Annotated in this window: 23 protein-coding genes; 18 read left to right on the top strand and 5 right to left on the bottom strand. The window is 66.7% G+C overall.

The annotated features are described in order from the left end of the window. Nucleotides 1-167: 167 nt before the first annotated feature. From OKW38_RS23880 to fumC, 5 genes are all read left to right on the top strand, one after another. A complete protein-coding gene (locus OKW38_RS23880; RefSeq protein ID WP_187612393.1) occupies nt 168-386 on the top strand; it encodes an RNA-binding S4 domain-containing protein in 219 nt (72 codons plus the stop codon). A 294-nt stretch (nt 387-680) separates the two neighbouring features. Further along, entirely contained in the window at nt 681-2,096 is a 1,416-nt protein-coding gene (locus OKW38_RS23875) for an MATE family efflux transporter (protein WP_429335093.1), read from the top strand. Between the two features lie 349 nt (nt 2,097-2,445). Next, nucleotides 2,446-3,405: a ketopantoate/pantoate/pantothenate transporter PanS gene (gene panS / locus OKW38_RS23870; RefSeq protein ID WP_429363316.1), complete on the top strand. Its 960-nt coding sequence runs from the start codon at nt 2,446-2,448 to the stop codon at nt 3,403-3,405. A 250-nt stretch (nt 3,406-3,655) separates the two neighbouring features. Next, a complete protein-coding gene (locus OKW38_RS23865; protein ID WP_429336588.1) occupies nt 3,656-5,257 on the top strand; it encodes a phospholipase D family protein in 1,602 nt (533 codons plus the stop codon). 15 nt (nt 5,258-5,272) lie between these two features. Further along, nucleotides 5,273-6,670 (top strand): class II fumarate hydratase, encoded by a 1,398-nt coding sequence (gene fumC, locus OKW38_RS23860; protein WP_429363314.1) that lies wholly within the window; start codon nt 5,273-5,275, stop codon nt 6,668-6,670. A 10-nt stretch (nt 6,671-6,680) separates the two neighbouring features. Here fumC and OKW38_RS23855 read toward each other — a convergent pair whose 3' ends face one another. After that, complete coding sequence (locus OKW38_RS23855; RefSeq protein WP_090801232.1) at nt 6,681-7,187, bottom strand: acyl-CoA thioesterase; 507 nt, start codon at nt 7,185-7,187, stop codon at nt 6,681-6,683. A 118-nt stretch (nt 7,188-7,305) separates the two neighbouring features. Further along, a complete protein-coding gene (locus tag OKW38_RS23850; RefSeq protein ID WP_167368602.1) occupies nt 7,306-7,446 on the bottom strand; it encodes a hypothetical protein in 141 nt (46 codons plus the stop codon). A gap of 211 nt (nt 7,447-7,657) precedes the next feature. Here OKW38_RS23850 and OKW38_RS23845 point away from each other — a divergent pair, with 211 nt between their 5' ends. Beyond that, nucleotides 7,658-8,371 (top strand): ArsR/SmtB family transcription factor, encoded by a 714-nt coding sequence (locus OKW38_RS23845; protein ID WP_429363313.1) that lies wholly within the window; start codon nt 7,658-7,660, stop codon nt 8,369-8,371. A gap of 149 nt (nt 8,372-8,520) precedes the next feature. Further along, the gene (locus OKW38_RS23840) at nt 8,521-10,995 is read left to right on the top strand and encodes a DUF6600 domain-containing protein (protein WP_429363312.1); all 2,475 of its coding nucleotides are present in this window, start codon (nt 8,521-8,523) and stop codon (nt 10,993-10,995) included. A 112-nt stretch (nt 10,996-11,107) separates the two neighbouring features. On the opposite strand, the gene OKW38_RS23835 is transcribed toward OKW38_RS23840, so the two are convergent. Beyond that, a complete protein-coding gene (locus OKW38_RS23835) occupies nt 11,108-12,079 on the bottom strand; it encodes a thymidylate synthase (protein ID WP_090801238.1) in 972 nt (323 codons plus the stop codon). 336 nt (nt 12,080-12,415) lie between these two features. Further along, entirely contained in the window at nt 12,416-13,810 is a 1,395-nt protein-coding gene (locus tag OKW38_RS23830; protein WP_090801240.1) for a sigma-54 dependent transcriptional regulator, read from the bottom strand. 537 nt (nt 13,811-14,347) lie between these two features. Here OKW38_RS23830 and OKW38_RS23825 point away from each other — a divergent pair. From OKW38_RS23825 to OKW38_RS23785, 9 genes are all read left to right on the top strand, one after another. Continuing rightward, on the top strand, nt 14,348-14,824 hold the full coding sequence (locus tag OKW38_RS23825) for a hypothetical protein (RefSeq protein ID WP_429363311.1): 477 nt from the start codon (nt 14,348-14,350) through the stop codon (nt 14,822-14,824). Nucleotides 14,825-14,943: 119 nt separating this feature from the next. Next, nucleotides 14,944-15,495 (top strand): hypothetical protein, encoded by a 552-nt coding sequence (locus OKW38_RS23820; RefSeq protein ID WP_429363310.1) that lies wholly within the window; start codon nt 14,944-14,946, stop codon nt 15,493-15,495. Beyond that, nucleotides 15,492-16,160 (top strand): hypothetical protein, encoded by a 669-nt coding sequence (locus tag OKW38_RS23815; RefSeq protein WP_429363309.1) that lies wholly within the window; start codon nt 15,492-15,494, stop codon nt 16,158-16,160. The genes OKW38_RS23820 and OKW38_RS23815 overlap by 4 nt, the downstream gene beginning before the upstream one ends. 25 nt (nt 16,161-16,185) lie before the next feature. Beyond that, nucleotides 16,186-17,577 (top strand): hypothetical protein, encoded by a 1,392-nt coding sequence (locus OKW38_RS23810; RefSeq protein WP_429363308.1) that lies wholly within the window; start codon nt 16,186-16,188, stop codon nt 17,575-17,577. Nucleotides 17,578-17,682: 105 nt separating this feature from the next. Next, a complete protein-coding gene (locus tag OKW38_RS23805) occupies nt 17,683-18,396 on the top strand; it encodes a C39 family peptidase (RefSeq protein ID WP_090801251.1) in 714 nt (237 codons plus the stop codon). 7 nt (nt 18,397-18,403) lie between these two features. Then, nucleotides 18,404-19,213 carry a peptidase C39 gene (locus OKW38_RS23800; protein WP_429363306.1) on the top strand — a complete coding sequence of 270 codons (810 nt, stop codon included), beginning with the start codon at nt 18,404-18,406 and terminating at the stop codon, nt 19,211-19,213. Between the two features lie 93 nt (nt 19,214-19,306). Continuing rightward, nucleotides 19,307-20,758, top strand: coding sequence for a hypothetical protein (locus OKW38_RS23795; RefSeq protein ID WP_429363304.1), 1,452 nt, complete (start codon nt 19,307-19,309; stop codon nt 20,756-20,758). A gap of 24 nt (nt 20,759-20,782) precedes the next feature. Next, a complete protein-coding gene (locus OKW38_RS23790; RefSeq protein ID WP_429363302.1) occupies nt 20,783-22,252 on the top strand; it encodes a sigma 54-interacting transcriptional regulator in 1,470 nt (489 codons plus the stop codon). A gap of 71 nt (nt 22,253-22,323) precedes the next feature. Then, nucleotides 22,324-22,824, top strand: coding sequence for a dihydrofolate reductase (locus OKW38_RS23785; protein ID WP_429363300.1), 501 nt, complete (start codon nt 22,324-22,326; stop codon nt 22,822-22,824). 97 nt (nt 22,825-22,921) lie between these two features. On the opposite strand, the gene pmbA is transcribed toward OKW38_RS23785, so the two are convergent. After that, nucleotides 22,922-24,292: a metalloprotease PmbA gene (gene pmbA / locus OKW38_RS23780; RefSeq protein WP_429363299.1), complete on the bottom strand. Its 1,371-nt coding sequence runs from the start codon at nt 24,290-24,292 to the stop codon at nt 22,922-22,924. A 150-nt stretch (nt 24,293-24,442) separates the two neighbouring features. Here pmbA and yjgA point away from each other — a divergent pair, with 150 nt between their 5' ends. Continuing rightward, entirely contained in the window at nt 24,443-25,060 is a 618-nt protein-coding gene (gene yjgA / locus OKW38_RS23775) for a ribosome biogenesis factor YjgA (protein ID WP_429363297.1), read from the top strand. Further along, the gene (gene mog / locus OKW38_RS23770) at nt 25,041-25,682 is read left to right on the top strand and encodes a molybdopterin adenylyltransferase (protein ID WP_429363295.1); all 642 of its coding nucleotides are present in this window, start codon (nt 25,041-25,043) and stop codon (nt 25,680-25,682) included. The genes yjgA and mog overlap by 20 nt, the downstream gene beginning before the upstream one ends. Nucleotides 25,683-25,684: the final 2 nt, after the last annotated feature.

Raw genomic sequence — 25,684 nt, 5'->3', positions numbered from 1 at the left:
TCCGGTGCGACCAGCGTTACGGAACGTTTCACTTTCCGACAACTGAATAACATCTACTTTCATTTGCTTGCGCGAAGGGCTCGCCGGATGGCCGCGCCGCCGCTCCGGGTGCGCTTGCTTTATGATGCGAACCCCAACGCGACCCCGTGCCCAAAGGTGCAAACGCCATGCCCAACCTCAATTTCACGCTGACCGGCGAATACGTCGAACTCCACAATCTGCTGAAGATCACGGGCCTCGCGGATAGTGGCGGCGCCGCGAAGATGATGGTTGCCGACGGCGCCGTGATGGTCGATGGCCGGGTCGAGACGCGTAAGACCTGCAAGATCCGCGCGGGCCAGGTCGTGCTGCTCGGCGATACGCGGATCGCGGTCCACGAAGGCTGACGCCAGTCCGGAAAATCGCAGGACGGCACGCACCAGAATTGTGCGTCGTCCATCGACAGCGGCCGGGGGAGGCAATAAGCTGTCGGTTTCGACAGGTAAACGACGGACCGCGCCACGGGCGAGGAGTCGGCTGACCGGCTCGGCGCCGCGTCGCGGTTTTTTCCCGCCGGCTGCCCGGCCGCTCCAACGCCCGTCGGAGCGCGCGGCGAGATGCAATGCGGCGCCGCTCGCGCCCGCCTTTCGCTGACGCCACCGCTGTTGCCACCGCTGCCACTTTTCGCCGTCAGGCATTCGATGACTCAACCCAGCTTCGCCCGCGCGGCCAGCCGGCCGCCGACCCTATCCCGCCACGCGGCCGACACCGCGCGGCTCGCCGCGCCGCTTGCGATCGCGCAACTGTCGCAAATGGCGATGAGCGTCACCGACACGATCCTGCTCGGCTCGCTCGGCCCCGATGCGCTCGCCGCCGGCGGCCTCGGCGCGAACCTCTTTTTCGTCGTCGTCACGCTGCTGCAGGGCGTGCTGACCTCGGTCAGCGTCAGCGTCGCGCACGCGCGCGGCGCGCGGGACGACGGCCGGGTGCCGCATATTTACTGGACCGGTTTCGTGCTGTCGGTGCTGCTGTCGGTGCCGGCGTTCATCCTGCTGTCGTTCGCGTCGAGGATCCTGCTCGCGGTCGGCGAGCCGGGCCTGCTCGCGCACAACGTCGGCCGATACGCGGCGGTGTTGCGCTGGGGCGCACCCGCGAGCCTGATCGGCGTCGGCCTGATGCGCTCGTTTCTGCCGGCGATCGGCGCGGCACGGCGCCTGTTGTGGGTGTCGATCGCGAGCGTCGGCGTGAACGGCTTCCTGAACTACGGGCTCATCCACGGCGCGTACGGGCTGCCGCGGCTGGGTTTTCTCGGCTCGGCGGCCGCGACCACGATCACCGTGTGGCTGACCGCGCTCGTGCTGATGGCCCTGCTGCATCTGCGGCCGCGCTTCCGCCATTTCGTCGTCGCGACGCGGCCGAAGCTGCCGTTGATGGGCGAATTGTTCGGCATCGGCTGGCCGGTCGCGATCACCTACGGCGTCGAGTCGACGCTGTTCCTCGCCACTGGCCTGATGGTCGGCCTGCTCGGCGAATCGCAACTGGCCGCGCATCAGATCGCGCTGAACGTCGCGTCGGTCGCGTTCATGGTGCCGCTGTCGATCGGCCAGGCGGCCAACGTGCGGGTCGGCTACTGGGCCGGCGCCGGTCAGCCGCTCGCCGCGCGCCACGCGGGCTTCGTCGCGCTCGCACTCGGCGTCGGCTTCATGTCGATGTCGGGCCTCGTGCTGATCACCGCGCCGCACTGGATCGTCGGTCTGTATCTGCATCTGGACGACCCGGCCAACGCGCCGACCATCGCGCTCGCCAGTTCGCTGCTCGGCGTGGCGGCGATTTTCCAGATCGTCGACGGGATGCAGGCGGTGAGCTCCGGTTGTCTGCGCGGCCTGAAGGACACGCGCGTGCCGATGATCGCCGCCGCGTTCGGCTACTGGGTGATCGGTTTTCCGACCGGCTATCTGCTCGCGTTTCACGCCGGCCTCGGCGCGCGCGGCTTGTGGTGGGGGCTCGCCGCAGGTCTCGCGAGCGTCGCGCTGCTGATGACGCTGCGTTTTCACAGGCTGAGCCGACGGCAGGCGCCGACGGCGGCATCGGCCACGCCGCCCGCGCGCTCGGTTTGAGCGAAGTAGCCGTACGCTCCACTCCTGAAGCACTCCCTGTAAAAGGTAAAATGGCCGCCGCGGCACGCGAGCGCTAACCCGCGCTCACGCGCCACGAACCGCACGACGGCGCGCCTCACGAAGGCAGGCGCCGGACTGGCGCCGCTCGCGCGCTCACCATTGCCCGCTTCGCGTGCGGCTTCAATTGGCCGGCCGTTTTTGCCGCGCTTTCGCCACGGCGCTTGCCGCAGCCGCTTCACCCGCTTTGGCGCGGCAAACGCCGCAACGCCAGCCGCCAGCCGCCAGCCGACACCCGGCCGCGCCGCAGCCCCAATTTCCCGCGATACAACATAACCAAGGACCACCCGCCATGCTTGCCCGCGTCACCCGCCTGTTCCCGCTCTGGGCCGTGCTCGTCTCGGTCGCCGCGTACTTCTCGCCGGCCTCGTTTTCCGGCGTTGCGCCGCACGTCACCACGCTCCTCACGATCATCATGCTGGCGATGGGCGTCACGCTGTCGGCCGGCGATTTCCTGCGCGTGTTTTCGCGGCCCGCGCCGGTGATCGCCGGCATCGTGCTGCACTACCTCGTGATGCCGCTCGCCGCGTGGGTCATCGCCAGGGCGCTGCGCATGCCGCCCGAGCTGACCGCCGGCATGGTGCTGGTCGGCAGCGTCGCCAGCGGCACCGCGTCGAACGTGATGATTTATCTCGCGCGCGGCGACGTCGCGCTGTCGGTGACGATCAGCGCGCTGTCGACGCTCGTCGGCGTGTTCGCGACCCCGCTGCTCACGCGCCTTTACGTCGACGCGTCGATCGTCGTCGACGTGCACGGCATGCTGATGAGCATCCTGCAGATAGTCGCGCTGCCGATCGTCGTCGGTCTCGTCGTCAATCATCTGTTCGGCAAGCTCGTGCGCAAGATCGAACCGATCCTGCCGCTCGTGTCGATGGTCGCGATCGTGCTGATCATCGGCGCGGTGGTGGGCGGCACGCAGAAGAGCATCGCGTCGGTGGGCCTCGTCGTGATGGTCGGCGTCATCCTGCACAACGGCATCGGCCTGCTCGGCGGCTACTGGGGCGGCCGTCTGCTCGGTTTCGACGAGGCCGTCTGCCGTACGCTCGCGATCGAAGTGGGCATGCAGAACTCCGGTCTCGCCGCGACGCTCGGCAAGCTCTACTTCACGCCCCTCGCCGCGCTGCCGGGTGCGCTGTTCTCGGTCTGGCACAACCTGTCGGGCTCGCTGCTCGCGGGAGTGTGGGCGGGTCGCCCGGCGAAAGGCTCGACCCGTCCCGACGGCGAGCGCGCGCTGCACGCCGGGCGCGTCTGATAGAGCGTGGGCGCGCCGCGGTTCGCATCGGGTGATGGATCACCGAATCGCGGCGCCCTCCCGACCGACGCGCGGCACGCTGCTGCGTTTGCAGACGAACGACGAACACGCGCCCCAATTCCCTTAGAATGGTTTTCTCGACAGCGTGCGCAGGCCTTCGCTGTCGCCACGCGAAAAGCTTGCAAAACAAGGGGAAAACAGCGTGCAGGGCCAATTCGAACAACATCGGCGGGCCGCGCGCCGCCACTCGATAGTCAGCACGACGAGGCAATTTTTCCTGCTCTGTTGCGCGGCGGCATTGGTGACCGCCTGCGCGACGAAGCCGCCCGCCACCGCGTTCAACCGCCAGCTCACGCACGCACTCCCCGCCACCGCGGATACGCCGCTGCGCGAAGCGCTCGCGCCGTTCGAGGCGAAGCATCCGGAGCAGTCGGGCTTTCGCGTGCTGGCGAACGGCACCGACGCGCTGCAGATGCGCATCGCGCTCGCGCGCGCGGCGACCAAAACCCTCGACATGCAGTACTACATTGCCAACGAGGACACCACCGGCAAGCTGCTGCTCGGCGCCGCGCTGTATGCGGCCGATCACGGCGTGCGCGTGCGCATGCTGGTCGACGATCTGAACTTCAAGGACATCGACCGCATCATGGCGGGGCTGAACTCGCACGACAACATCGAGATTCGCGTCTTCAATCCGTTCGGCAGCGCCCAGCAAGGCATGTTCGAGCGCACCACGAACGTCTTCACGCAGATCGGCCACTTCACGCGCCGCATGCACAACAAGGCGATGATCGCGGACAACCAGCTCGCGATCGTCGGCGGGCGCAATCTTGGCGACGAGTACTTCAGCGCCAGCGAAACGCTGCAGTTCCGCGACATGGACGTGCTCGCGGCGGGCCCGATCGTCGCCGACGTCTCAGCGAGTTTCGACGACTACTGGAACAGCGACCTCGCCTATCCGCTGCGTGCGCTGAACAAGCAGAAATTCGACCAGAAAGAACTCGACCAGACGCGCGACGACCTGCGCCACCACTGGCGCACCAATGCCGATCCGTACAACGCGAAACCGCTGAACGCGACGCCGCTCGCCGCGCAGATTACGAGCGAGCAGCTCGGCCTCACGTGGGCAAGTGCGGAATTCTGGGCGGACCTGCCGGAGAAGATCGCGCATCCGTCGCCGGACTACGTGAGCCCGCCGCTCGCGCGGCTGCGCGAACTGATGCGCGACGCGCAGCACGACTTCCTGATCGTGTCGCCCTACTTCGTGCCGCACGCGTCGGGCGTGCAGGCGGCCGGCGAGCTCACGCGCCGCGGCATCCGCATCGCAGTGCTGACCAACTCGCTCGCGGCTACCGACGCGGTCGCCGTGCAGGCCGGCTACAGCCCGTTCCGGGTGCCGCTGCTAAAGGCAGGCGTCGAACTGTACGAATTCAGGTCATTCCAGGACACGCCGAACGTGGGGCTGGTCGGCTCGCGTTCGCGCGCGAGTTTGCATGCGAAGACTTATGTGATCGACCACCAGATTCTCGTCATCGGCTCGATGAACCTCGACCCGCGCTCGGCCAATCTGAACACCGAGCTAGCACTCGTGATCCACAGCCCCGAACTCGCGAATCAGGTCGCCGGCATCATCGAGCGCGCCATCCAGCCCGATCACAGCTACCACGTGACGCTCGCCGACGCGGCCCAGCTCGCCTATCTGCGCTCGATCGGCGCGCCCCTGTCGCCGCTCGTCTGGACCGACGTCGAGAACGGCCAGACACGCACCTACATTTTCGATCCGCAGGCCGGTTTTTACCGGAATGCGCTAACGGGTCTATTCTCGTTATTGCCTGTCAACTCGGAACTTTGAGAAGCGGAGTCAACCATGACTGAAGACGTACGGATGGAGCGCGACACGTTCGGCGAAATCGCGGTGCCGAACGCCCGCCTGTGGGGCGCGCAGACGCAGCGCTCGCTGCAGAACTTCAAGATTTCGACGGAAAAGCAGTCGCCCGAGCTGATCACCGCGCTCGCGGTGATCAAGCGCGCGGCCGCCGAGGTCAACCTCGGCCTCGGTGTGCTCGACGAGCAGAAGGCCCGCGCGATCATGCAGGCGGCCGACGAGATCATCGACGGCAAACATCCGGACGAATTTCCGCTGGCGGTCTGGCAGACCGGCTCGGGCACCCAGACCAACATGAACCTGAACGAGGTGATTGCCAACCGCGCAAGCGAGCTACTCGGCGGCGAGCGCGGCGAAGCGCGCAAGGTGCATCCGAACGATGACGTGAATCGCGGGCAGTCGTCGAACGACGTGTTTCCGACCGCGATGCACGTGGCTGCCGCGGATGCCATCGTCAAGCATCTGCTGCCCGCGCTGAAGACGTTGCGCGACACGCTCGACGGCAAGGCGAAAGCGTTCACCGACGTCGTCAAGATCGGCCGCACGCACCTGCAGGACGCGACGCCGCTCACGCTCGGCCAGGAATTCTCGGGCTATGTCGCGCAGCTCGAGCACGGCATCCGGCACGTCGAGTCGGCGTTGCCGCATCTGTACGAGCTTGCGCAGGGTGGCACCGCGGTCGGCACGGGACTGAACGCGCACCCGAAGTTCGCCCACGGCGTCGCCGCCGCGATCGGCAAGCTGACCGGTCTGCCGTTCGTGTCGGCGCCGAACAAGTTCGAGGTGATGGCAGCCGCCGACGCGCTGGTATTCGCGCACGGCGCGCTCAAAACGGTGGCCGCGAGCCTGAACAAGATCGCCAACGACATCCGCTGGCTCGCGAGCGGCCCACGCTGCGGTCTCGGCGAGCTGTCGATCCCCGAAAACGAGCCGGGCAGCTCGATCATGCCGGGCAAGGTCAATCCGACCCAGTCCGAAGCGTTGACGATGCTGTGCGCGCAGGTGTTCGGCAACGACGTCGCCGTGAACATCGGCGGCGCGAGCGGCAACTTCGAACTCAACGTGTTCCGTCCGATGATCGCGCACAACGTGCTGCAGTCGGTGCGCCTGCTCGCCGACGGCGCGCACAGCTTCAACGACAACTGCGCGGCCGGCATCGAGCCGAATCACGAGCGCATCGATACCTTGCTCAACGAATCGCTGATGCTGGTGACGGCGCTCAATCCGCACATCGGCTACGACAAGGCCGCGCAGATCGCGAAGAAGGCGCACAAGGAAGGCACGACGCTGAAGGCGTCGGCGCTGGCGCTCGGCTATCTCACCGAGCAGCAGTTCGACGAGTGGGTGCGACCGAAGGATATGGTCGGACGCACCGCATGATGCTGCGCGCCTAGATCTTTCCCTGCGCGACTTCTTCCGGCTTCAGCTCGACGATCGCGTCGAGCGCTTCCTTCACGTCCATCGCGTACCTGGCGAGGCGTTTCTGTTCGTCGGTCTCTGGCAGGAAGGCGGGCACCGGCACCGGATGGCCGTTCTCGTTGACGGCGACCATGACGACGAGACAGTCGGTGGTCTGCAGCAGTTCGCCGCCCTTCGGATCGCCCGCGTGCACCGACACGTGGATGTGCATGCTGGTGCGGCCCGTCGCGACGACGCGCGCGCGCAGCTCGACCAGATTGCCGACGAGGATCGGCCGACGGAAACGGATATTGCCGACGCTAACCGTCACGCAATAGCGCCCAGACCATACCGCCGCGCATGCGTAGGCGGTTTCGTCGATCCACTTCATCAGCGCGCCGCCATGCACCTTGCCGCCGAAGTTGACCGAGGTCGGCTCGGCGAGAAAGCGGAAGGTGGTTTCCGAACGGTCCAGCGGTGCGGTGGGAACAGTGCTCATCTTGACTCCGGTCAATCGGATGCATTGAAAGGAGGCGATTATACGAGCGCAATATTGCGCGCGGCGCGGCGTCGATTGGGGACGCGGCGCGAAGCGCGCCGATGGGCCGAGGGTGGGCCTAGTTGTGGACGCTGATCCCTGTGTCGACGGTGCCGTACATGTTGATGCTGCCGCTGCCGGCCGACCCCGAGCCGGCTCCGCCCCCCGCGCAGGCGCTGGACAGCAGAACCGCCGCGGCGACGGCGAGAAGAGTTTTCATCACATCGATTTCCTGCAAGGACAGGCTTCGATTCTAGCCTGGCGGCTCGCGACGACGCGCAAACGCGGACCGAGCCGGACACGTCCGTCGCATCGATTGTTCACGCGAAGCTGAAACATCGAATACCCGATGCGCGTAGAGTAGGAATCGTGGCGGCGGGCTTTGCGATTGGACCGCGCTGCCCTGTGCCGCCCATTCAGGAGACCGCGCCATGACCGCCCCCCTCTTAGACGACCAGAACCACTTCCCCGGCCTGAGCCGCATCGGCGCGCTACTCGCCGATCCCGGCCGCGCCGCGATGCTGTGGGCGCTAATGGACGGCAGCGCCCGCCCAGCCGGCGAACTGACGATGATCGCGGGGCTGTCGCCATCGGCGGCGAGCGCCCATCTCGGACGGCTCACCGACGGCGGGCTGCTCGCGCTCGAAGTGCGCGGCCGGCATCGCTATTTCCGTATCGCGTCGGCGGACATCGCCGCATCGATCGAAGCACTCGCCAACGTCGCGCAGGTCAGCGCGCCACAGCGCTCCGTGCCGCGTCCGGCACGCACCGTGCCGCTAGAAATGCGCTACGCGCGCACCTGTTACGACCACATGGCAGGCGAGCTGTCGGTGCGCATGTTCGAGCGCATGCTCGAGCGCGGACTGCTGACGCAAGACGGCGCTTCGCTCGAAGCGACCGCGCAGGGCGTCGCCCGCTTCGCCGACTGGGGCATCGATATGGCCGCGCAGAAGACCCGACGGCGGCGCTTCGCTTGCACCTGCCTCGACTGGAGCATGCGCCGACCGCATCTGGGCGGCGCGCTCGGCGCGGCGTTGCTCGATGCGTGGTCGGCGCATGGCTGGGTCGAGCGGGCCGAGCGGCCGCGCGTGCTGCGCGTCACGCCGGCCGGCCATCAACAGTTCGATGCGTTTCTGGCCGGATAGACCGTTCACCTGCCGGCGGCCCGACGCCGCGAGACCTTTTGTTACACGCCAGTGAGTCCACCTTACAAATGAGCGACTCTTGAAACATAGGCGGCAAGTACAGTGACTGAACGGACCCGGCCCATTGCCGCGTCCGTCGGAGATCAGTCATGACACACGCCAAGCAGCCCGTGCAGCATGCCGGGATCCGACGCCGGATGAGCGGCTATACGCTGATCGCGGCCGCCGTCGCGCTCGCGGCGCAGAGCGCCCTGGCGCAGCAAGCGACACCCACGCCACAAGCCGCGGCGGCCGTCGGGCCGGGCGGCGATCCGTCGGGCGGCGCTCCGTCGGGGGGCGATCCGCCGGGGCGCGTCGCGCGGCTGAACTACACGGCCGGCGCCGTGACCACCGAGCCCGCCGGCGCGACCGACTGGTCGTACGCGCAGATCAACCGGCCGCTGACGACCGGCGACCAGCTATGGAACGACCAGAACGCACGCTCCGAGCTGCACATCGGCTCGACCGCGGTGCGCCTCGGCCAGAACACGAGCCTCGACGTGCTCAATCTCGACGACACGACCGCGCAACTGAAAGTCGCGCAAGGCACGCTATCGACGCGCGTGCGCGAGCTCGCGCCGGGCTCGTCGTATGAAATCGACACGCCGAACCTTGCGCTCGGCGTAAATGGTCCCGGCGACTACCGCGTCGACGTCGCGCCGGACGGCAGCAGCACGACCGTCACCGTGCGCAGCGGCAGCGCGATCGCGTACGGCGACGGCGGCCAGGTGCCGGTCGCGGCGGGTCTGCAGATCCGCTTTGCCGGCACCAGCCTGCAGCAGCTCGCCGACAACCGCGCCCCCGCTGCCGACGAGTTCGACCAGTGGGCCGCCAGCCGCGACGCCACCGAAGACCGCTCGCTGTCGGCGCGCTACGTATCGCGCGACATCCCCGGCTACGAGGACCTCGATGCCAACGGCACATGGCGCGAGACGCCGCAGTACGGCGAAGTGTGGGTGCCGAATGCGACGCCGGCCGGCTGGGCGCCGTATCACGACGGCTACTGGGTCTGGCAGGCGCCGTGGGGCTGGACCTGGGTCGACGACCAACCTTGGGGCTTCGCGCCGTACCACTACGGCCGCTGGGCCGAGCTCGACGGCACGTGGGCCTGGGTGCCAGGTCCGCTCGAAGCGGACGCGACGCCGGTCTATGCGCCGGCGCTGGTCGCATTCGTCGGCGACGACGACGGCGGCGTCGACTGGGGTGTGAACCTGGCGGTCGGCGGCGTCATCGCGGCGGGCGTCGCGTGGTTTCCGCTCGGGCCGGGCGAGCGGTGGCATCCGCATTGGGGCGGTCACGACCGCTGGAGCGCTGGGTACTACGACCGCGTGAACCGCACGACGATCGTCAATGACTACCGCCGCAACGTGAACATCCACAACGTGAACATCCACAACACATACGTGAACTATCGCGTGCCGGGCGGTGTGACAGCCGTGCCGGCGACAGCGTTCGTGCACGGTCAGCCAGTCCGACGCTTTTCGCAGAAGGTCGATCCGGCGCAGTGGCGCAACGCGCGGATCAACCCGGGCGCACCGGGGATCGCGCCGGTGCGCGAAAGCTTCGGGTCGGATCTGCGGCGCGCGAACTACCGGCCACCGGCGAGCGTCGTCGGCCGGCCGGTCGTCGCGACTCGCAATCCCGTCGTGCCGGCCGCTTATCACGACGAGCTCGCGCAGCGCTTCGCGCAAAGCGGCGGTCGGGTGCCCGGCGGCGGCCAGCCGGTCGTGCGCACCGCGGTGCCGGCGCATATGACCGGCGCACCGAACGCGCTGCCGATGGCGAACGTGCGGGTCGTGCAATCGCATGTGCCGGGACGTCCGCCGGGGATGGCCGCGGGTGCGCCCGGCGCGCCTGGCGCAATGGGCGGTAACGGCCCGCATGGCGTCGAGCAGGCTGGCCAGCGGCCCGGCGAAGCCAGCGTCGTGGGGCCGCATGGCGAAGCGCCGCAAGCGCGTCAGGGCATGCCGCCGCAGATGGTCGGCAAGCCGCGTCCGCCGCAGCCTGCCGAGAGCGGGCTCGCGGGCAATATGGGCCATCCGTCGAATGGTGTGCCGCGGCCGCCGCAAGCAGCCGGCGGGAATTCAGCCAACACGGCGGCGTACGCACGGCAGCGCGGCGCGCCGCAGGAATGGGGCGCGGTCGGCAGGTCTCAGCCGGCATGGACGCAGCCGCATACCCCGATGGCGCAGCAGGCACCGCGCATGGCGCAACCGGGCGGCGCGCAACAGCCGAGCTTCGCGCAACAGTCCGGTGTGCCCCATCCGCCGGACAACCCGGCTGCGCAGCAACAGGCGCGTGTGCCAAACTCGCATCCGCCTGTGACGCAACAGGCGCCGCACGCCCTCCCGCCGCAGCAACCGCGTCCCGAACCACAAATGCAGCAGGCGCAACAGCGGCGTGTCGAACCGCGTCCGCAGCCGATGCCGCAAGCCCGGCCCGAGCCGCGTCCGCAGATGCAGCAGCCACGCCCCGAACCGCGGCCCCAGCAGGTGCAGCAGCCACGTCCGCAACCCCAGCCGCAACCGCAACATGCCGAGCAGCACCAGGGCGGCGGCAATCGCGACGAGCATCACAAGAGCTAAGCAGGACGCCTGCCGTCCCGGCAACAATAAAGCCCCGCGATGCAAACCATCGCGGGGCTTCTGTTATTCGACGACGACAAGGGCGAGCGCTACCGCCCCGCTCCCACCGACATCAGATCGCCATCGGCGCCGTCAACGGCTCGTGATGCCGATAGCCGACCAGAGAGAAATCCGCAGGCTCGATCGTCTCGAGCCATTCCGGCTCGTACACGCCGGTCTTCGCGTAGTCGGGCACGCGATCGGAAATCGCGAGCCGCGGACTCTCGTACGGCTCGCGCTCGAGCTGCTGGTGCAGCATATCGAGCTGATTCTCGTAGATGTGCGCATCGCCGATGAAATAGCTGAACCAGCGCGGCGTATAGCCCGTCAGCCGTCCGACCAGATGCAGCAGCGCCGCGCCCTCGGTCAGATTGAAGGGCGTGCCAAGCCCGACGTCGTTGCTGCGGATATACAGGCACAGCGAAATTTCGCGGCGCGTAACGTTCGGCAGAAACTGGTACAGCAGATGGCAAGCCGGTAGAGCGATCTGGTCGAGCACGGCTGGGTTCCAGGCATGGAACAGAATGCGTCGATCGGCGGGGTTCTGCATGATCGTGTCGAGACACTGGCGCAGCTGGTCGATCGCCTTGTAAAGCAGCACCTTCGAGCGGCCTTCTTCGTCGAACTGCGTGATCACGCGAAAACCGCGCGCCTGCGCGTCAGCGAGTTGCGCACTTGCGCTGGCGTCGAGCACCTTGTAGGCCGGCCACTTGCGCCATTGCACGCCGTAGACATCACCGAGATCATCCGGGCCCTCGCGATACGGATTGGCGAGCCACTGCGCGTTCTGATTCGCGTTCCCGTCCCACACCTTGCAGCCGAGCTCGCGGAAATCCGCGGCGCTGCGCGAAGCACGCAGAAACCCGACCAGCTCGCCGATCGCCGACTTGAACGCGAGCTTCTTCGTCGTGACCGCTGGAAAGCCTTGTTGCAGATCGAAGCGCAGCATCGCGCCGGGCATGCTGATGGTGCGGATGCCGGTGCGGTTTTCCTGCCACGTGCCGGTGTCGAGAATCGTACGGACGAGGTCCAGGTATTGTTTCATGCAGTTTCCTTCGGCGCGGCGCGAACCCGATCAGGCGCGCACACGGAATTGAGCAAAACCCGATTCTAACAAGCGCGACCGCACGCCGCCGGGGCATGGCGCGCCGCATGGGGAATATCGAGGGATATATCAGACGGAAAGGAAAACACCGCGGTACGCGATATACGGGCGGCAAATACGTGCATGCAAAAGTGCTTCGACGCGACGCTTGGCCGGCTGGCGTCGCTGCGCCCGGAAGGCACAGTCAATCCGTCCGAACCGGCACAGCCCGAGACCCACGGCGACGCGCCAGACCTTCACATGCCACGTCGCCCGTCTCGCCGCTCGCCCCGCCGCCTACAGATGCTGCACCGACGCCGGCAAATCGCCGTGCGGCGGCGCCATCGGCTCACCTTCCATATGACGCATGCCGTGCGAGCACAGCAGCCGGTACAGCGTTACTCGCGAGATGCCAAGTTCCTGCGCCGCGTCTCCGAGCCGCCCGCGATGCCGCAGCAACGCAAGCTCGATCGCCTGACGCTCGGCCGCTTCGCGCGCCTGCGCGAGCGACACCGGCACGATCTCGACGTATTCGGCAAGTTCGAGGTCGCGCGCGGTGATCGCGCGTCCCTCCGACATCACGATCGCGCGCCGCACCCGATTGATCAGTTCGCGCACGTTGCCGGGCCAGCCGTAGTTATGCAGCGCGGCGATCGCGTCGGGCGCGAAGCCACGCAGGCGGCGGCTCGCATCCTTCTTGAAACGTTCGAGCATGTGCCGCGCGAGCAGTTCGATGTCCTTGCCGCGCGCGCGCAGCGGCGGCTCGTCGATCTGCAGCACGCAGAGGCGGTGATAGAGGTCGGAACGGAAGCGCCCTTCGATCATCGCCGCGGTCATGTCCACGTGCGTGGCCGAAATGATGCGCACGTCGACGTCGATCGCGCTATGGCCGCCGAGCCGCTCGACCTTGCGCTCCTGCAGGAAGCGCAACAGGCTCGCCTGGCTTTCGAGCGGCAGATCACCGATTTCGTCGAGAAACAGCGTGCCGCCGTTGGCCGCCTCGACCCGGCCGATCTTGCGCTGGTTCGCGCCGGTGAACGCACCGCGCTCATAGCCGAACAGCTCCGATTGCAGAAGATGCGGCGGGATCGCACCGCAATTGATCGGCACGAACGGCGCGTTGCGCCGCGCCGAGCGTTCATGAATGGCGACTGCCGTCAGCTCCTTGCCGGTACCCGATTCGCCGGAGATGAACACCGGCGCGTCGGTCATCGCGACCTTGCGGATCGAGCGGAACAGCGCGAGCATCGCGTCGCACGAGCCGACCATCTCGCCCTCGGCGCCTTGCGAGCCGTCGTGCGACGCCGTTTCGCTCAGCGAGATCATGCCGTACGCATGACCGACCGAGTCGACAATACGGTCGCCAGAAGACGGCACCGTCACGTAATCGAAACAGTAGTCGCGCACGAGCCGGCGCAACGCGGCGTCCTGGAGTTGGCCAGGCGTAGTGGCAGCGACCCAGCCGACGTTCGGCATGGTCAAACAGGATTCAAAAGCGGCGATTTCGTGCGGCTGGAAATCACTGGACAGATCGAGCAGGCCGCCAGCAGCCGAGCCGGTGCGCACTGCCCGGCGCGCATCGCGCGCCGATCCCACGACTTCGACATGCCAGCCACGCTGCATAAAACGCGTATTCAGTTCCGCGCTCGGGTCACGCGAAACGTAAATCAGTTGCCGCGTTGCGGGTTCCATTATTCAGATCCTCTCGCCAACGAACGTTAAGGACGACGCATGCACCTGAAATTGCGGTTCAGACACGCTGACTCGTCCAGGATTCGCGAATCGCAAAACCCGAACGGCCATTCCATTCCGTGCGGACAGCTGATCCCCAAGAGAGCGGCGTGTGTGTTCGAGACGGCCCGATTGGGCCTTTTTTAAATCTGAAGCTGTTTTCGAGAGCTTACTATACGCGCGCCGCTTCGAAAACAATTATGCGAATTTAATCGATCGATCCGTTGCCCATCAAGGCTTTGCGGCCGATCGCGATTTATTCAGCCGACAAATCAAACATTAGTGGAAGCGCTTTTCGTGGCGTTCTCGCGACAGTATTTCGTACCTTGCGGATTAACGAATTATAGGTATTTTCTGCTGATCCGTTTCAGGGCTGCAACGTTTTTTCCCGATTTGGAACGCATTAGTCGTGTTTGCGCTGGTTGGCGCCAGACGTATCAATGGATTGCGAGCGATGGCACACGTTTCGCTAATTGGCGTGCACCAGGGAGACACATCATGCGACTCGCATTCCGCATCGATCTGATAAGTCGCCGCGCACCATACTTCGCGATCTGCGCAGCTCTCGCGTTCAGCGCCCTACCGGCGAGTGCCGGCACGCCGACAGCGCAAGCCGCCCCGGCGCGATTCGCCACGCTGACGGATTCCGGCGATGCCGCCGACCCCGCCTCCGCCAGCCTGCAAGCCACCGCGCCGGTTGCCGCGGAGGACGACAGCCAGATTGCCGCCAACCCGTCGACCCCGGCTGCCGATGCTGCATCCATGAACGATATTTCGCTCGACGACCAGATGCTGTCGCGGCAACGCGGCGGCGCGGTCGGCATGTTGATGGTCGCCGCGACGCCCCGGTTGATGCAAAGCGGCGGCAACCAGGTGACGTTGTGGGACGAGATCGCGCCACCCTCGCCGCTGCCGGTGCCCGTCGATGCCGCGCGCGCCGCCCAGGGCAACGTCGCGACATACCAGCGCAAGTAAGCAGGACGAAGCCACGAACAGACGGCAAATAACCAGGCAATGCAGGACCGGTGGCCGCGCGAGCAGTGACGCGCCCCACGACGGCGGGACACAGGCAACAAGAGAGAAGGGACCGGGACATGAGTACGAACCAACAGACGCCGCACGCCCTCGGGCTGCCGGCGGCGTCGTTCAGCAACGCTCCCGTCTTGCCGCGCGCCGCTTCGGCCGGCACCGCCCTTCTCGCCAGCGTCCTCGTCACCGTCTGCTTCACGAGCCATGCCTATGCCGAGCAGGTTGCCAATCCGGGCGACCTCGTCGTCGAGCGCAGCGTCACGCCGCGCGACGCGTTCGTCCCCGTGCCGCGCGACCAGGACCCGGTCGCCGTGCGCGCCACCACGTTCCCGGCCAACTCGTTCGATCCGACGATCGCGACGCTCGTCGGCGACACCGATCTGACGAACGCGCACGGCTCGAACGGCGTCGCCGCCGGCGGCGTACTCGGCGGCACCGGCATGCAGGCCGTCACGCAGATCCTCTCCGGCAAGACGACCGGCAACACGATCCCGCTGAACTCGGGCGGCATCGGCGGACCGGCGACGGGCGTCGGCGGCACGATCAGCTCGTCGGTGACGGGCGCGCTCGCGCCGCTATCGAACGTGCTCGGCGGCGCGCTCGGAGGTCTGAAATGAGCACACGCCTGCGCCCCTCGCTGCGCTCGCGGCAAATCGCTGCGGCACGCCCGGCCCTGCGCGTCTGCACGTGCCTGTGCATGGGCGTCGCTGCGTTCGTCGCCGGCGCGGCTCACGCGCAGGCGCAAGCGGTGCCCATCGTCGGCGCCATCGCGACGATCGGCCCCGGCGCGGGCATGGGCGCGACGGGCGCGCTCGCGGTCAACGAAACGGCTGGCCTCGACAACGCGCAGGCCAACCAGATCACGGTAACGAACGGCGCCGCGGTCGGCAACGCGAACGCGAGCGTGCAAAGCGCGTCGGTGGCCGCGAACGTGCCGCGCGCGCAGGCGTCGATCGAAGCCAATGCGTTTTCGAACACATCCGGCGCGGTGCTGGTGAACCAGTCGGCCGGAGCAGGGAATCTGCAGCGCAACAGCACCCAGATCGGGACTGCGGCGCTCGGAGTCGAGACCGTCTCGGATGGGGAGCTATCCGCGACGGCCCCGAAAAACGGCAGTCCGGGGCAGTCGAACGCGATTCACGGCGTGCGCGAGGCAAGCATTTCCAGCGACGCCTTGCGCAACGCGAACGGAATCGTGCAGGTCAACCAGGCAGCCGGCGCCGGTAATGCCACGGCAAACAGTTTTGTGCTCCGTCCCCCGGCGGGCACTTTTTTTAACTGACCACACTTAAGTATCGGAGCGAATCATGAAGCGCACTCTCATTGCCACGGCCGTCCTCGTTGCCGCGTCCGGCAGCGTGCTTGCCGCGCCGCAGAAGGCCTACCTGTTCAATACGACGGTCGTCGGCGAGATGGTCGGCGTCGAAGGTCTGGTCGGACTGTTTGGCTGCGTGCATGTCTCCAGCACGGCTAACGCGGTGATCAACAACAATCAGACCGTCAACGTGAATGCGACGCTCGATCCGCAGGCCCAGACCTACACCAGCGGCAACGTGACCACGACCCTGAACAACAGCACAACGTCGGTCAGGGGCGGCGGCTCGGCATTCGCGTTCACGACGCAAAACCATACGTCGTCGAGCTCGGGCTCGCAGGGCTTCGAAGCCTCCGGCGGCTATGCGTACGGCAGCCAGAGCGCGAGCGTGACGAGCAGCGGCTATGAAACCAGCCAGCAGGCAGCCGGCATCGCGGGCACCTTCTCGCACACAAGTCAGAACTCGGGCGGCCAGCTGTCGGCCGGCGGCTCGATCGGCGGCAGCTACAGCTATCAGGACCACAACACGTTCTCGCACGGCAGCGGCTCGTTCAGCGCCCGCAGCGGCCTGCAGGCCGGTTATCGCGAATCGAGCTACGCGAACTCGTCGGGCGTCGCCGGCGGCTTCGAAGCGAGCGAAGCGTCCGGGCAAAGCCGTTCATGGGGCTTCAGGGCGAGCGAAGGCTCCGGCTATGCGATGGTCGGCGAGCAATCGTCGGGCTACTCGCGCAGCCGCTCGTCGTCGAGCGACTCGTATGGCGCCGCCTGGGGCATCGACGCAGGCATGTCGACGACCGACGTGACGACGCGCGGCTCGATCACGCAGCACATCAACAACGAAGCGGCCGCCACGCTGAATGCAACCACCGGCACCAACGCAGCCAGCAACGTGTCGGGCAACCTCGGCATCAACATCGCGGAAGGCATCGACAACGCGCAGAGCAACGACGTGTCGCTCGCCTCGGTCGACGTCGGCAACGTGTTCGGCAACGCGCAGGCCTTCAACGTGCAGTCCTCGGGCGGCAGCGCGACGATCCACAACTTCAATCTGAACGCGTCGGTCGGCAACGGGTCGCTGTCGGGTGTGACGGGCAACGTCGGTGTGAACATTGCTTCCGGTATCGGCAACGCGCAGGACAACGCGCTTGCCGGCGCCGTGACGACGACCTCGCCGGGCAAGGCGCTGACCACCGCGATGGATGCGACGGACGACAACTCGCAATCCGCGACGATGACCGTCCACGGGCAATTCCAGGGCACCGCGAGTCTGGGTGCCGATACGCTGAAAGGCGCCTCCGGAAACATCGGCGTGAACATCGCCGGCGGCGCGGGCAACGTGCAGCACAACGGCCTCGCCATCGCGGCGCTGAACAGCGGCAAGTAAGCCGACGACGCAGCGAGCGCGGGCAAGCAGAAGAAGCACAAAGCAGTCGGAGGGGCGCGCCGGCAGCCATCGAAGCTGCCGGCTCGGATCGGGCAGGAGACCAGCATGACCGGGTTCAAGGGGTTCCCGGCGCTACCGTTCGCCGTAGCGCTGGCAGGGTGCGTGCTGTGCGCGGATCACGCCGCCGCACAGTCGAGCATCGACACGTCCACGTTCGTCGGCGTGCCGTTGACGAAGACGGTCCGTTCAATGAAGGACCTGCGCTACAACCACATCGTCAATCAGCAATTCGATTACAGCTGCGGCGCCGCGGCGCTCGCCACCCTCCTAAAGTACGGCTACGGCATCGATATTCCGGAAACCGAACTGATTCGCCGGATGATGGTCTTTTCAACCCCCGAAGTCGTCGTCAAGAACGGCTTCTCGATGCTCGACATGAAGCACTTCGTCGAGACCATCGGACTGCGCGGCCGCGGCTTTCGCGTCAACGTCGAAGCGCTCCACCATCTTCAGATCCCCGTGATGGTCCTGATGAACATCGACGGCTACGAGCATTTCGTGATCGTCAAACATGCGCAGGACGGCCGCGTGTTCATCGCGGACCCGGCGCTCGGCAATCGCATCGTGCTCGAAGAGGACTTCGCGAAGACCTGGAACGGTCTCGTGTTCGCGGTCCTCGGCAAACCCTTCAGGGAGGATTCACCACTGTTGCAGGACAACGAGTCGCTCGCGCTGAAGCTGCGCGCCGCTGCGCTGGCAGCCGGCACCGCCGCGACGCCCTTTTTCGAGTACGGCTTGAACAAGGCAGACATGTTCTGATCCCGCCATGAAGTCACACTTCACACAGCTTGGGTTCGTGCTCTGCGCCGTCGCCTGCGGCGCAGGCGGCCTTGCCCACGCTTCGGAGGGCGCCGCCTCGCCACCGGCTCCCGAACTTTCGATACCGCCCGAGCCAGGCGCCGCGCCCCTGCGGGTGCAACTCGTCGGCGACGACGTGCTCGCGACCCAGACCGGCAAATACGCCGGCGCGACGATGATTTCCGGCTTCGTGCTGAACGTCATTTCGCAATGGCAGTTGCCCAACGGCGCGAGCGCGCTCGCCCAGGGATCGCTGAGCGCGGTACAGAACGGCGGCGGCCAGCTCACGAGCTCCGTCAGCACGTTCGCCAGCGTGAGCGGCGGCGCGCACGGCCAACCAGGCGATTCGGGCGCCAACCCGAATGCCCAGGCGCGCGGCGGCCAGAGCGTCGGCGTCAATGGCGTGTCGCAGATCACCCAGGTCGCGGGCGATCGCAACAGCGGCACCAACACCGCGCTAATCGACTTCAACAACAGCGCCGTGACGCTGACGGGCTCCGCCAACTCGCCGTCGGCATCGGCCAGCAATTCGACCGGCTCCGTGAAAGCCGGCATTTCGTTCGGCAGCAACGGCGTGAACGTGGCGCTGCAGACACCCGCTGGGCTCGCCACCCAGACCATCGCGCCGAGCAACGGGCAGATCGCCCAGTTGCTGCAGATTGCAGGCAATAACCAGCAAGTCGCCAACGCCCTGCAACTGCATCTGCAAACCCAGCAGATGTCGGCTTCGATGCTTCGTCAGTTAGGCGTACTGCAGGCACTGCAAAACAGGAGATGACGAAGCGGTCCGCCACCTGCCAGTTGCAGCAAAAGCAGTAAAGAAACGGCCGCGCAGTCAGCACCGCGCGGCCGGACCACCGGGGGAGCAAAAATGAAAAAAGTGTCATCGACCAGGGCACCGGGCATGGCTCTCGCGGCCATTCCGGCCGCCGTGATGCTGTGGGCTCTTTCTCAGTCGGCGAGCGCGCAGGCGCTCGCCGGTCAATCCGTGGAGGACCGTCTGAACACGCTGATGCGCGTCGTCGACGAGCAGCAGCGGCAGATCCATTCGCTCGAACGGCAGGTCACCGAACTCGAGATGGCGCAGCGCGGACGCGGCGTGCCGGGCGCCGACGCCCCCGCGGGCAGCGACACGGTGGCCGAGCAGCCCGGCGCCGACGGCCTGCCGGTGCCGCTGCCGCCGCTCGCGCAGATCGCGCCCGGCGCGCCCGCGCCGGCGGGCACCACCGGCACCGCGACCGGCGTGCCGGTCAATCCGCCGACGCCGGACGGCAGCAATGCAGGCAACGCCAGCGCCGGCGGCCTGCCCGCCGCCACCGACGGCAGCGGCGCGGTCGGCCGGACCCAGCGCGCGAACGAACCGGTGCGCACGCAGGCCGAGCAGGCGGTCGTGCAACGCGAGCATGCGCCGCTCTTCGACCACAAGCTGACGATGGACTTCGGCATCAGCGACACCTACTACGACCGTCGCCAGTTGCAGTTGTCGGGCTTCCTCGCGCTCGACGCGATTTTCCTCGGCAACATCAACCTCGGCCAGACCAAGTCGCACCAGGTAATGGCGGACCTCGACACGCGCTACGGCGTGTCCGACCGCATCAATGTCGACGTCGACGTGCCGTACCTGTATCGGCGCAGCACCTTCATCGTCGGCGGCGCGGGCGGCGCGGCGAGCACGCTGTCGGACGCGACGGTGTCGAGTCACGACATCGGCGACGTGAACTTCGGCATCTACTACCAGTTCGTCAGGGAAACCAATGCCTTGCCGGACGTGGTCGGCAGTCTGCGCGTGAAGGCGCCGACCGGCAGCTCGCCGTTCGGCGAAAAAGTCGTGCAGGTCGACGCGGACAACACCAACCTCGTCGCGCCGACCAGACTGCCGACCGGCACCGGCTTCTGGAACATCACGGCGGGTCTGTCGGTGCTGAAGACCTACGACCCGGTCGTGCTGTTCGGCAGCGTTTCCTATACCTACAACCTTGCGCGTTCGTTCGCGGACATCTCGTCGGTGCAGGGACAAACCGAACCGGCGACGGTCAAGCTCGGCGACATCGTGCAGTTCGGCGGAGGCGTCGCGCTCGCGTTCTCCGACAAGGATTCGGCCAGCGTGTCGTTCACGATGGCGCTCGAACCCGCGTCGCAGACCAGGTCGCCGGGCGGCAGCTATCAGAAGGTGCCGGGCAGCGAAACCACGGCCGCGGCGATGAATTTTGGCCTGAACCACGTCGTGAACAAGCATCTGACCATCAACGGCTCGGTATCGATCGGACTCACACCCGACGCGCCGAACTTCGTGGTCGGCATGCGCTTTCCGTACACCTTCTGACGTGCCAACGATACGAGGTCGAACGTGCGTGACTCACCTCATCTGACCAGTGTGGCTTCCGTCGCGGCAGCGGGATCGCATCTGTCGCTCGCGGTGCCGAAGCAGCGCGCCGCCGTCGCGCGACAGCTGCTGTACGTCGCGCGCACGCCCGACGAAACGCTGATCGCGCATCTGAAAAGCCGCGGCTGGCAGGTCGCGGCGGCGCGCTCGGCGCACGAACTCGGGCGGCTCGCGAAACCTGACATCGCATGCGCGGGAGTCGTCGATCTGGCGAGCTTCGCGCCGCGCGACATCGGCGGGCTCGAGGCGAGCCTGCGTCAGCAGCAGATCGGCTGGATCGCGCTGGCGACCAACGAGCGGCTCGACGATCCGCTCGTGCGACGCCTCGTGCGCCACTACTGCTTCGACTTCGTGAAGCTGCCCGTCGCGCACGCCACGATCGACTATCTGGCCGGCCACGCGTTCGGCATGGTCGCGCTGTGCGACCCGGAACTTCCGCCGCCCGTCAGCGAAGCGGGCGACGAGGAAATGGTCGGCACCTGCGAGGCGATGCAACAGCTTTTTCGCACGATCCGCAAGGTCGCGAACACCGACGCGAGCGTGTTCATCGCGGGCGAATCGGGCACTGGCAAGGAGCTGACCGCGCTCGCGATCCACGAGCGCTCGCCGCGCCGCAAGGCGCCTTTCACGCCGATCAACTGCGGCGCGATCCCGCCTCATCTTCTTCAATCCGAACTGTTCGGCTACGAGCGCGGTGCCTTTACCGGCGCGAATCAGCGCAAGATCGGCCGCGTCGAGGCGGCAGACGGCGGCACGCTGTTTCTCGACGAGATCGGCGATCTGCCGCTCGAAAGCCAGGCGAGCCTGCTGCGCTTTCTGCAGGAAGGCAAGATCGAGCGGCTCGGCGGACGCGAATCGATTCCGGTCGACGTGCGCATCATCTCGGCGACCCACGTCGATCTCGACGGCGCGATGCGCGAGGGCCAGTTCCGTGCGGATCTGTTTCATCGCCTGTGCGTGCTGCGCGTCGATGAGCCGCCGCTGCGCGCGCGGGGGCGGGACATCGAGATTCTCGCGTACCACATGCTGCACAAGTTCAAGACCGACAACGCGCGCAAGATTCGCGGCTTCACGCCGTCGGCGATCGAGGCGCTCTACAACTACAACTGGCCCGGCAACGTGCGCGAGCTGATCAACCGCGTGCGCCGCGCGATCGTGATGGCCGAGAACAAGCTGATCTCGGCCGACGACCTCGACCTCGCGGGCTACACCGAGCAGGAAAGCATGACGCTCACGCAGGCGCGCGAGGCTGCCGAGAAGCGCGCGATCGAGGCCGCGCTGCTGCGCCATCGGCACCGGTTGAACGAGGCGGCGGTGGATCTGAACGTTTCCCGCGTGACGCTGTATCGGCTGATGGGCGTGCACGGCTTGCGCGAACCGGGCAGCGCCGACGACAAGGGAGCACTCCCCGCAGACGGGCCGGCGCGGGAGTGAGCGGCGGGTACGCGTCGGTGTGGATCGACGGCTCGGGTAGAATCGCCCGGTTACCCTCCTCTTTCCATTCGATGACGACGCTCACCCTGATCGTCGCTCGCGCCAGCAACGGCGTGATCGGCCGAGACAACCAGTTACCCTGGCGACTGCCCGAAGACCTCAAATTCTTCAAGCGCACGACGATGGGCGCGCCCATCATCATGGGCCGCAAAACGCATGAATCGATCGGCCGGCCACTGCCGGGACGCCGCAACATAGTCGTCACGCGCGATGCCTCGCGACGCTTTCAGGGCTGCGACACCGCGACCAATCTCGACGAAGCGCTCGTGCTCGCCGCGCAGGACCAGGCGCCGCAGGCGTTTCTGATCGGCGGCGCAGAGCTCTACGACGAAGGGCTGCGCCATGCGGACAAGCTGATCGTCACCGAAATCGCCGCCGACTTCGACGGCGACGCGACCTTCCCCGCAATCGACCCGCAGGTGTGGGAGGAAATCGCGCGCGAAGCGCATCACTCGAATGCGCCCAACGACTTCGATTACGCATTCGTCACGTATCAGCGCAAGGACGTCTGACGGCGCGCGCCGCGCAAGCGATAAAAAACGCCACGCAACGTTCAGTTGCGTGGCGTTTTCGTTTGATACGGGGCTGCGCTGGAACGCGCCGTGCGGCTTACTGCCCCGCGATCGTCATCCGCTCGATCAGCACCGAGCCGGTCTGCTTGGTGCCGCGCGTGATCGTATCAGCGCCGACCGCGACGATATGGCGGAACATCTCCTGCAGCGTGCTCGCGACCGTGATTTCCTCGACCGGATACTGGATCTTGCCGTTCTCGACCCAGAAACCCGACGCGCCGCGCGAGTAGTCGCCGGTCACGTAATTGACGCCCTGCCCCATCAGCTCGGTTAGCAGCAGACCGGTGCCGAGCTTCTTCAGCATCGCCTCGAAGTCGTCCTCGGGGCGCGTGTTCGAACTGAGCAGCGACAGGTTGTGCGAGCCGCCCGCGTTGCCGGTGGTCTTCATGCCGAGCTTGCGCGCCGAGTAGGTGGACAGGAAGTAGCCCTCGACGACGCCGTCCTTCACGACCGAGCGCTGGCGCGTGCGCACGCCTTCCTCGTCGAACGGCGCGCTGCCCATCGCGCGCGCGACGTGCGGGTCTTCGACCACCTGCACGTGCGGCGCGAACACCGGCTTGCCGAGGCTGTCGACCAGAAACGAAGTCTTGCGATACAGCGCGCCGCCGCTCGTCGCCTGCACGAATGCGCCGAGCAGGCCCGCCGCGAGCGGCGCCTCGAACAGCACCGGCACCTTGCGCGTGTCGAGGCCGCGCGCGCCGATGCGCGCGAGCGCGCGCTGCGCCGCGTAACGACCGACCGCTTCGGGATCGGCGAGTTCGTCGGCGCTGCGCGTCGACGTGTACCAGTCGTCGCGCTGCATGTTGCGGCCGCTGCCGGCGATCGGCGCGCACGCGACGTAGTGGCGCGAATACGGATAGCCGGCGAGGAAGCCGCGCGAGGTCGCCAGCACGAACTGCGAGTGCTGTGCCGACACGCTCGCGCCTTCCGAGTTCTTGATCTGCGGATCGGTCGCGAACGCGGCGTCTTCGGCGCGGCGCGCGATTTCGACCGCTTCGTCGGCGGACAGATTCCACGGGTGGTACAGATCGAGGTCGCGCGGCGCGTTTTCGAGCAGCTCCGCTTCGGCGAGGCCCGCGCAATTGTCTTCGGCGGTGAAGCGCGCGATGTTGTAGGCGGCCGCGACCGTGTCCTTCAATGCCTGCCGCGAGAAGTCCGAGGTGCTCGCGTTACCGCGTTTGTTGCCGATAAACACCGTCACGCCGACCATCTTGTCGCGGTTGTGCTCAATCGTCTCGACTTCGCCGCGCCGTACCGAGACGGACAGGCCGTCGCCTTCGGAGATTTCGGTCGCGGCGTCGGTGCCGCCGAGCGCCTTCGCGTGACGAAGGATGTCCGAGGCGATTTCCTTCAGCTCATCCTGGGTATGCGGAAAAAAGCGCTGCTTGACGTCCATGTCTGCTGCCATTGTGGTTGCCGTCCTGTTGGGGCCGCGCGGCCCTGGGTATGCACACCGTATTCGGGGCAGGCGCGCGGGTGCGGGATAAATGCATCCCGCGATCATAGCAAGGTACGCGCCGCCGCGGGTCGGGCCGGCGCGGCAAGTTACAATACCGGCATGACACGCAAAACCCGCATTCAACCGATCGAATCCGTCGTCACGGAAGTCGACGAAAACGGCTACGATCGTCCGAGCAAGTCCCAGGTCAAACGCGAAATGCAGGCGTTGCAGGATCTGGGCTTGGAACTCGTCGCGCTGCCGAAAGACGCGCTCAAGCGCATGCCGATGCCCGAAAAGCTCGACGAAGCCGTGCGCGAAGCGCGCCGCATCACCGACCACGAAGGCAAGCGCCGCCAGATCCAGTACGTCGGCCGCGTGATGCGCTCGCTGCTCGACACCGAAACCGCCGCGCTGCGCACCGCGCTCGACACCTACAAGGGCATCAACAAGTCGGAGACGGCGAAGCTCCATTGGATCGAGCGCACCCGCGAAAAGCTGCTGGCCGACGACGCCGCGCTGACCGAGTTCATCCGCCAGCACCCGAGCGTCGACCCGCAGCAGGGCCGCACGCTGATCCGCAACGCGCGCAAGGAAGCGGAGCAGAGCAAGCCGCCGCGCTACTTCCGCGAGTTGTTCCAGTGGATCAAGAGCGCGGCCGGCACCGACGACGAAGCGGAAGACGCGCACGCCCCCAACCTCGCCGCGGAAGACGACGATGACGACCGCGACGCCTGATCGACGTAAGCAGCGTCAGCACCCCGACGAAATCGTGATCGGCCTCGTGTCGATCAGCGACCGCGCGTCGACGGGCGTTTACGAGGACAAGGGCATTCCGGCGCTGCAGGAGTGGCTCGGCGCGGCCTTGAGCTCGCCATGGCAGGTGGTCACGCGGCTGATCGCCGACGACGCGCCGACCATCTCGGCGACGCTGATCGAGCTGGTCGACGAAGTGGGCTGCGATCTGGTGCTGACGACCGGGGGCACCGGACCGTCGCGCCGCGACGTGACGCCCGAGGCGACGCTCGCTGTCGCGACCAGGGAGATGCCCGGCTTCGGCGAGCAGATGCGGCAGATCAGCCTGAATTTCGTGCCGACCGCGATCCTGTCGCGCCAGGTCGCGGTGATCCGCGAAACCGAACGACACGCCGCGCTGATCATCAACCTGCCCGGCCAGCCGAAATCCATCAGGGAAACGCTGGAAGGCCTGCGCGATAACGGCATGGTCAAGGTACCAGGGATTTTCGCGGCGGTGCCGTACTGCATCGACCTGATCGGCGGCCCTTACGTAGAAACGAACGTCGACGTGGTCAAGGCGTTCCGGCCGAAAAGTGCGCAACGCGCGCCGCGGCAAGACTGAGG

The sequence above is a fragment of the Paraburkholderia sp. MM5496-R1 genome (genome assembly GCF_050436205.1).
In the GTDB taxonomy this organism is placed as follows: domain Bacteria; phylum Pseudomonadota; class Gammaproteobacteria; order Burkholderiales; family Burkholderiaceae; genus Paraburkholderia; species Paraburkholderia tuberum.
The sequence above is the reverse complement of the archived record's forward strand: the minus strand, read 5'-3'. Positions and strand labels throughout refer to the sequence as shown.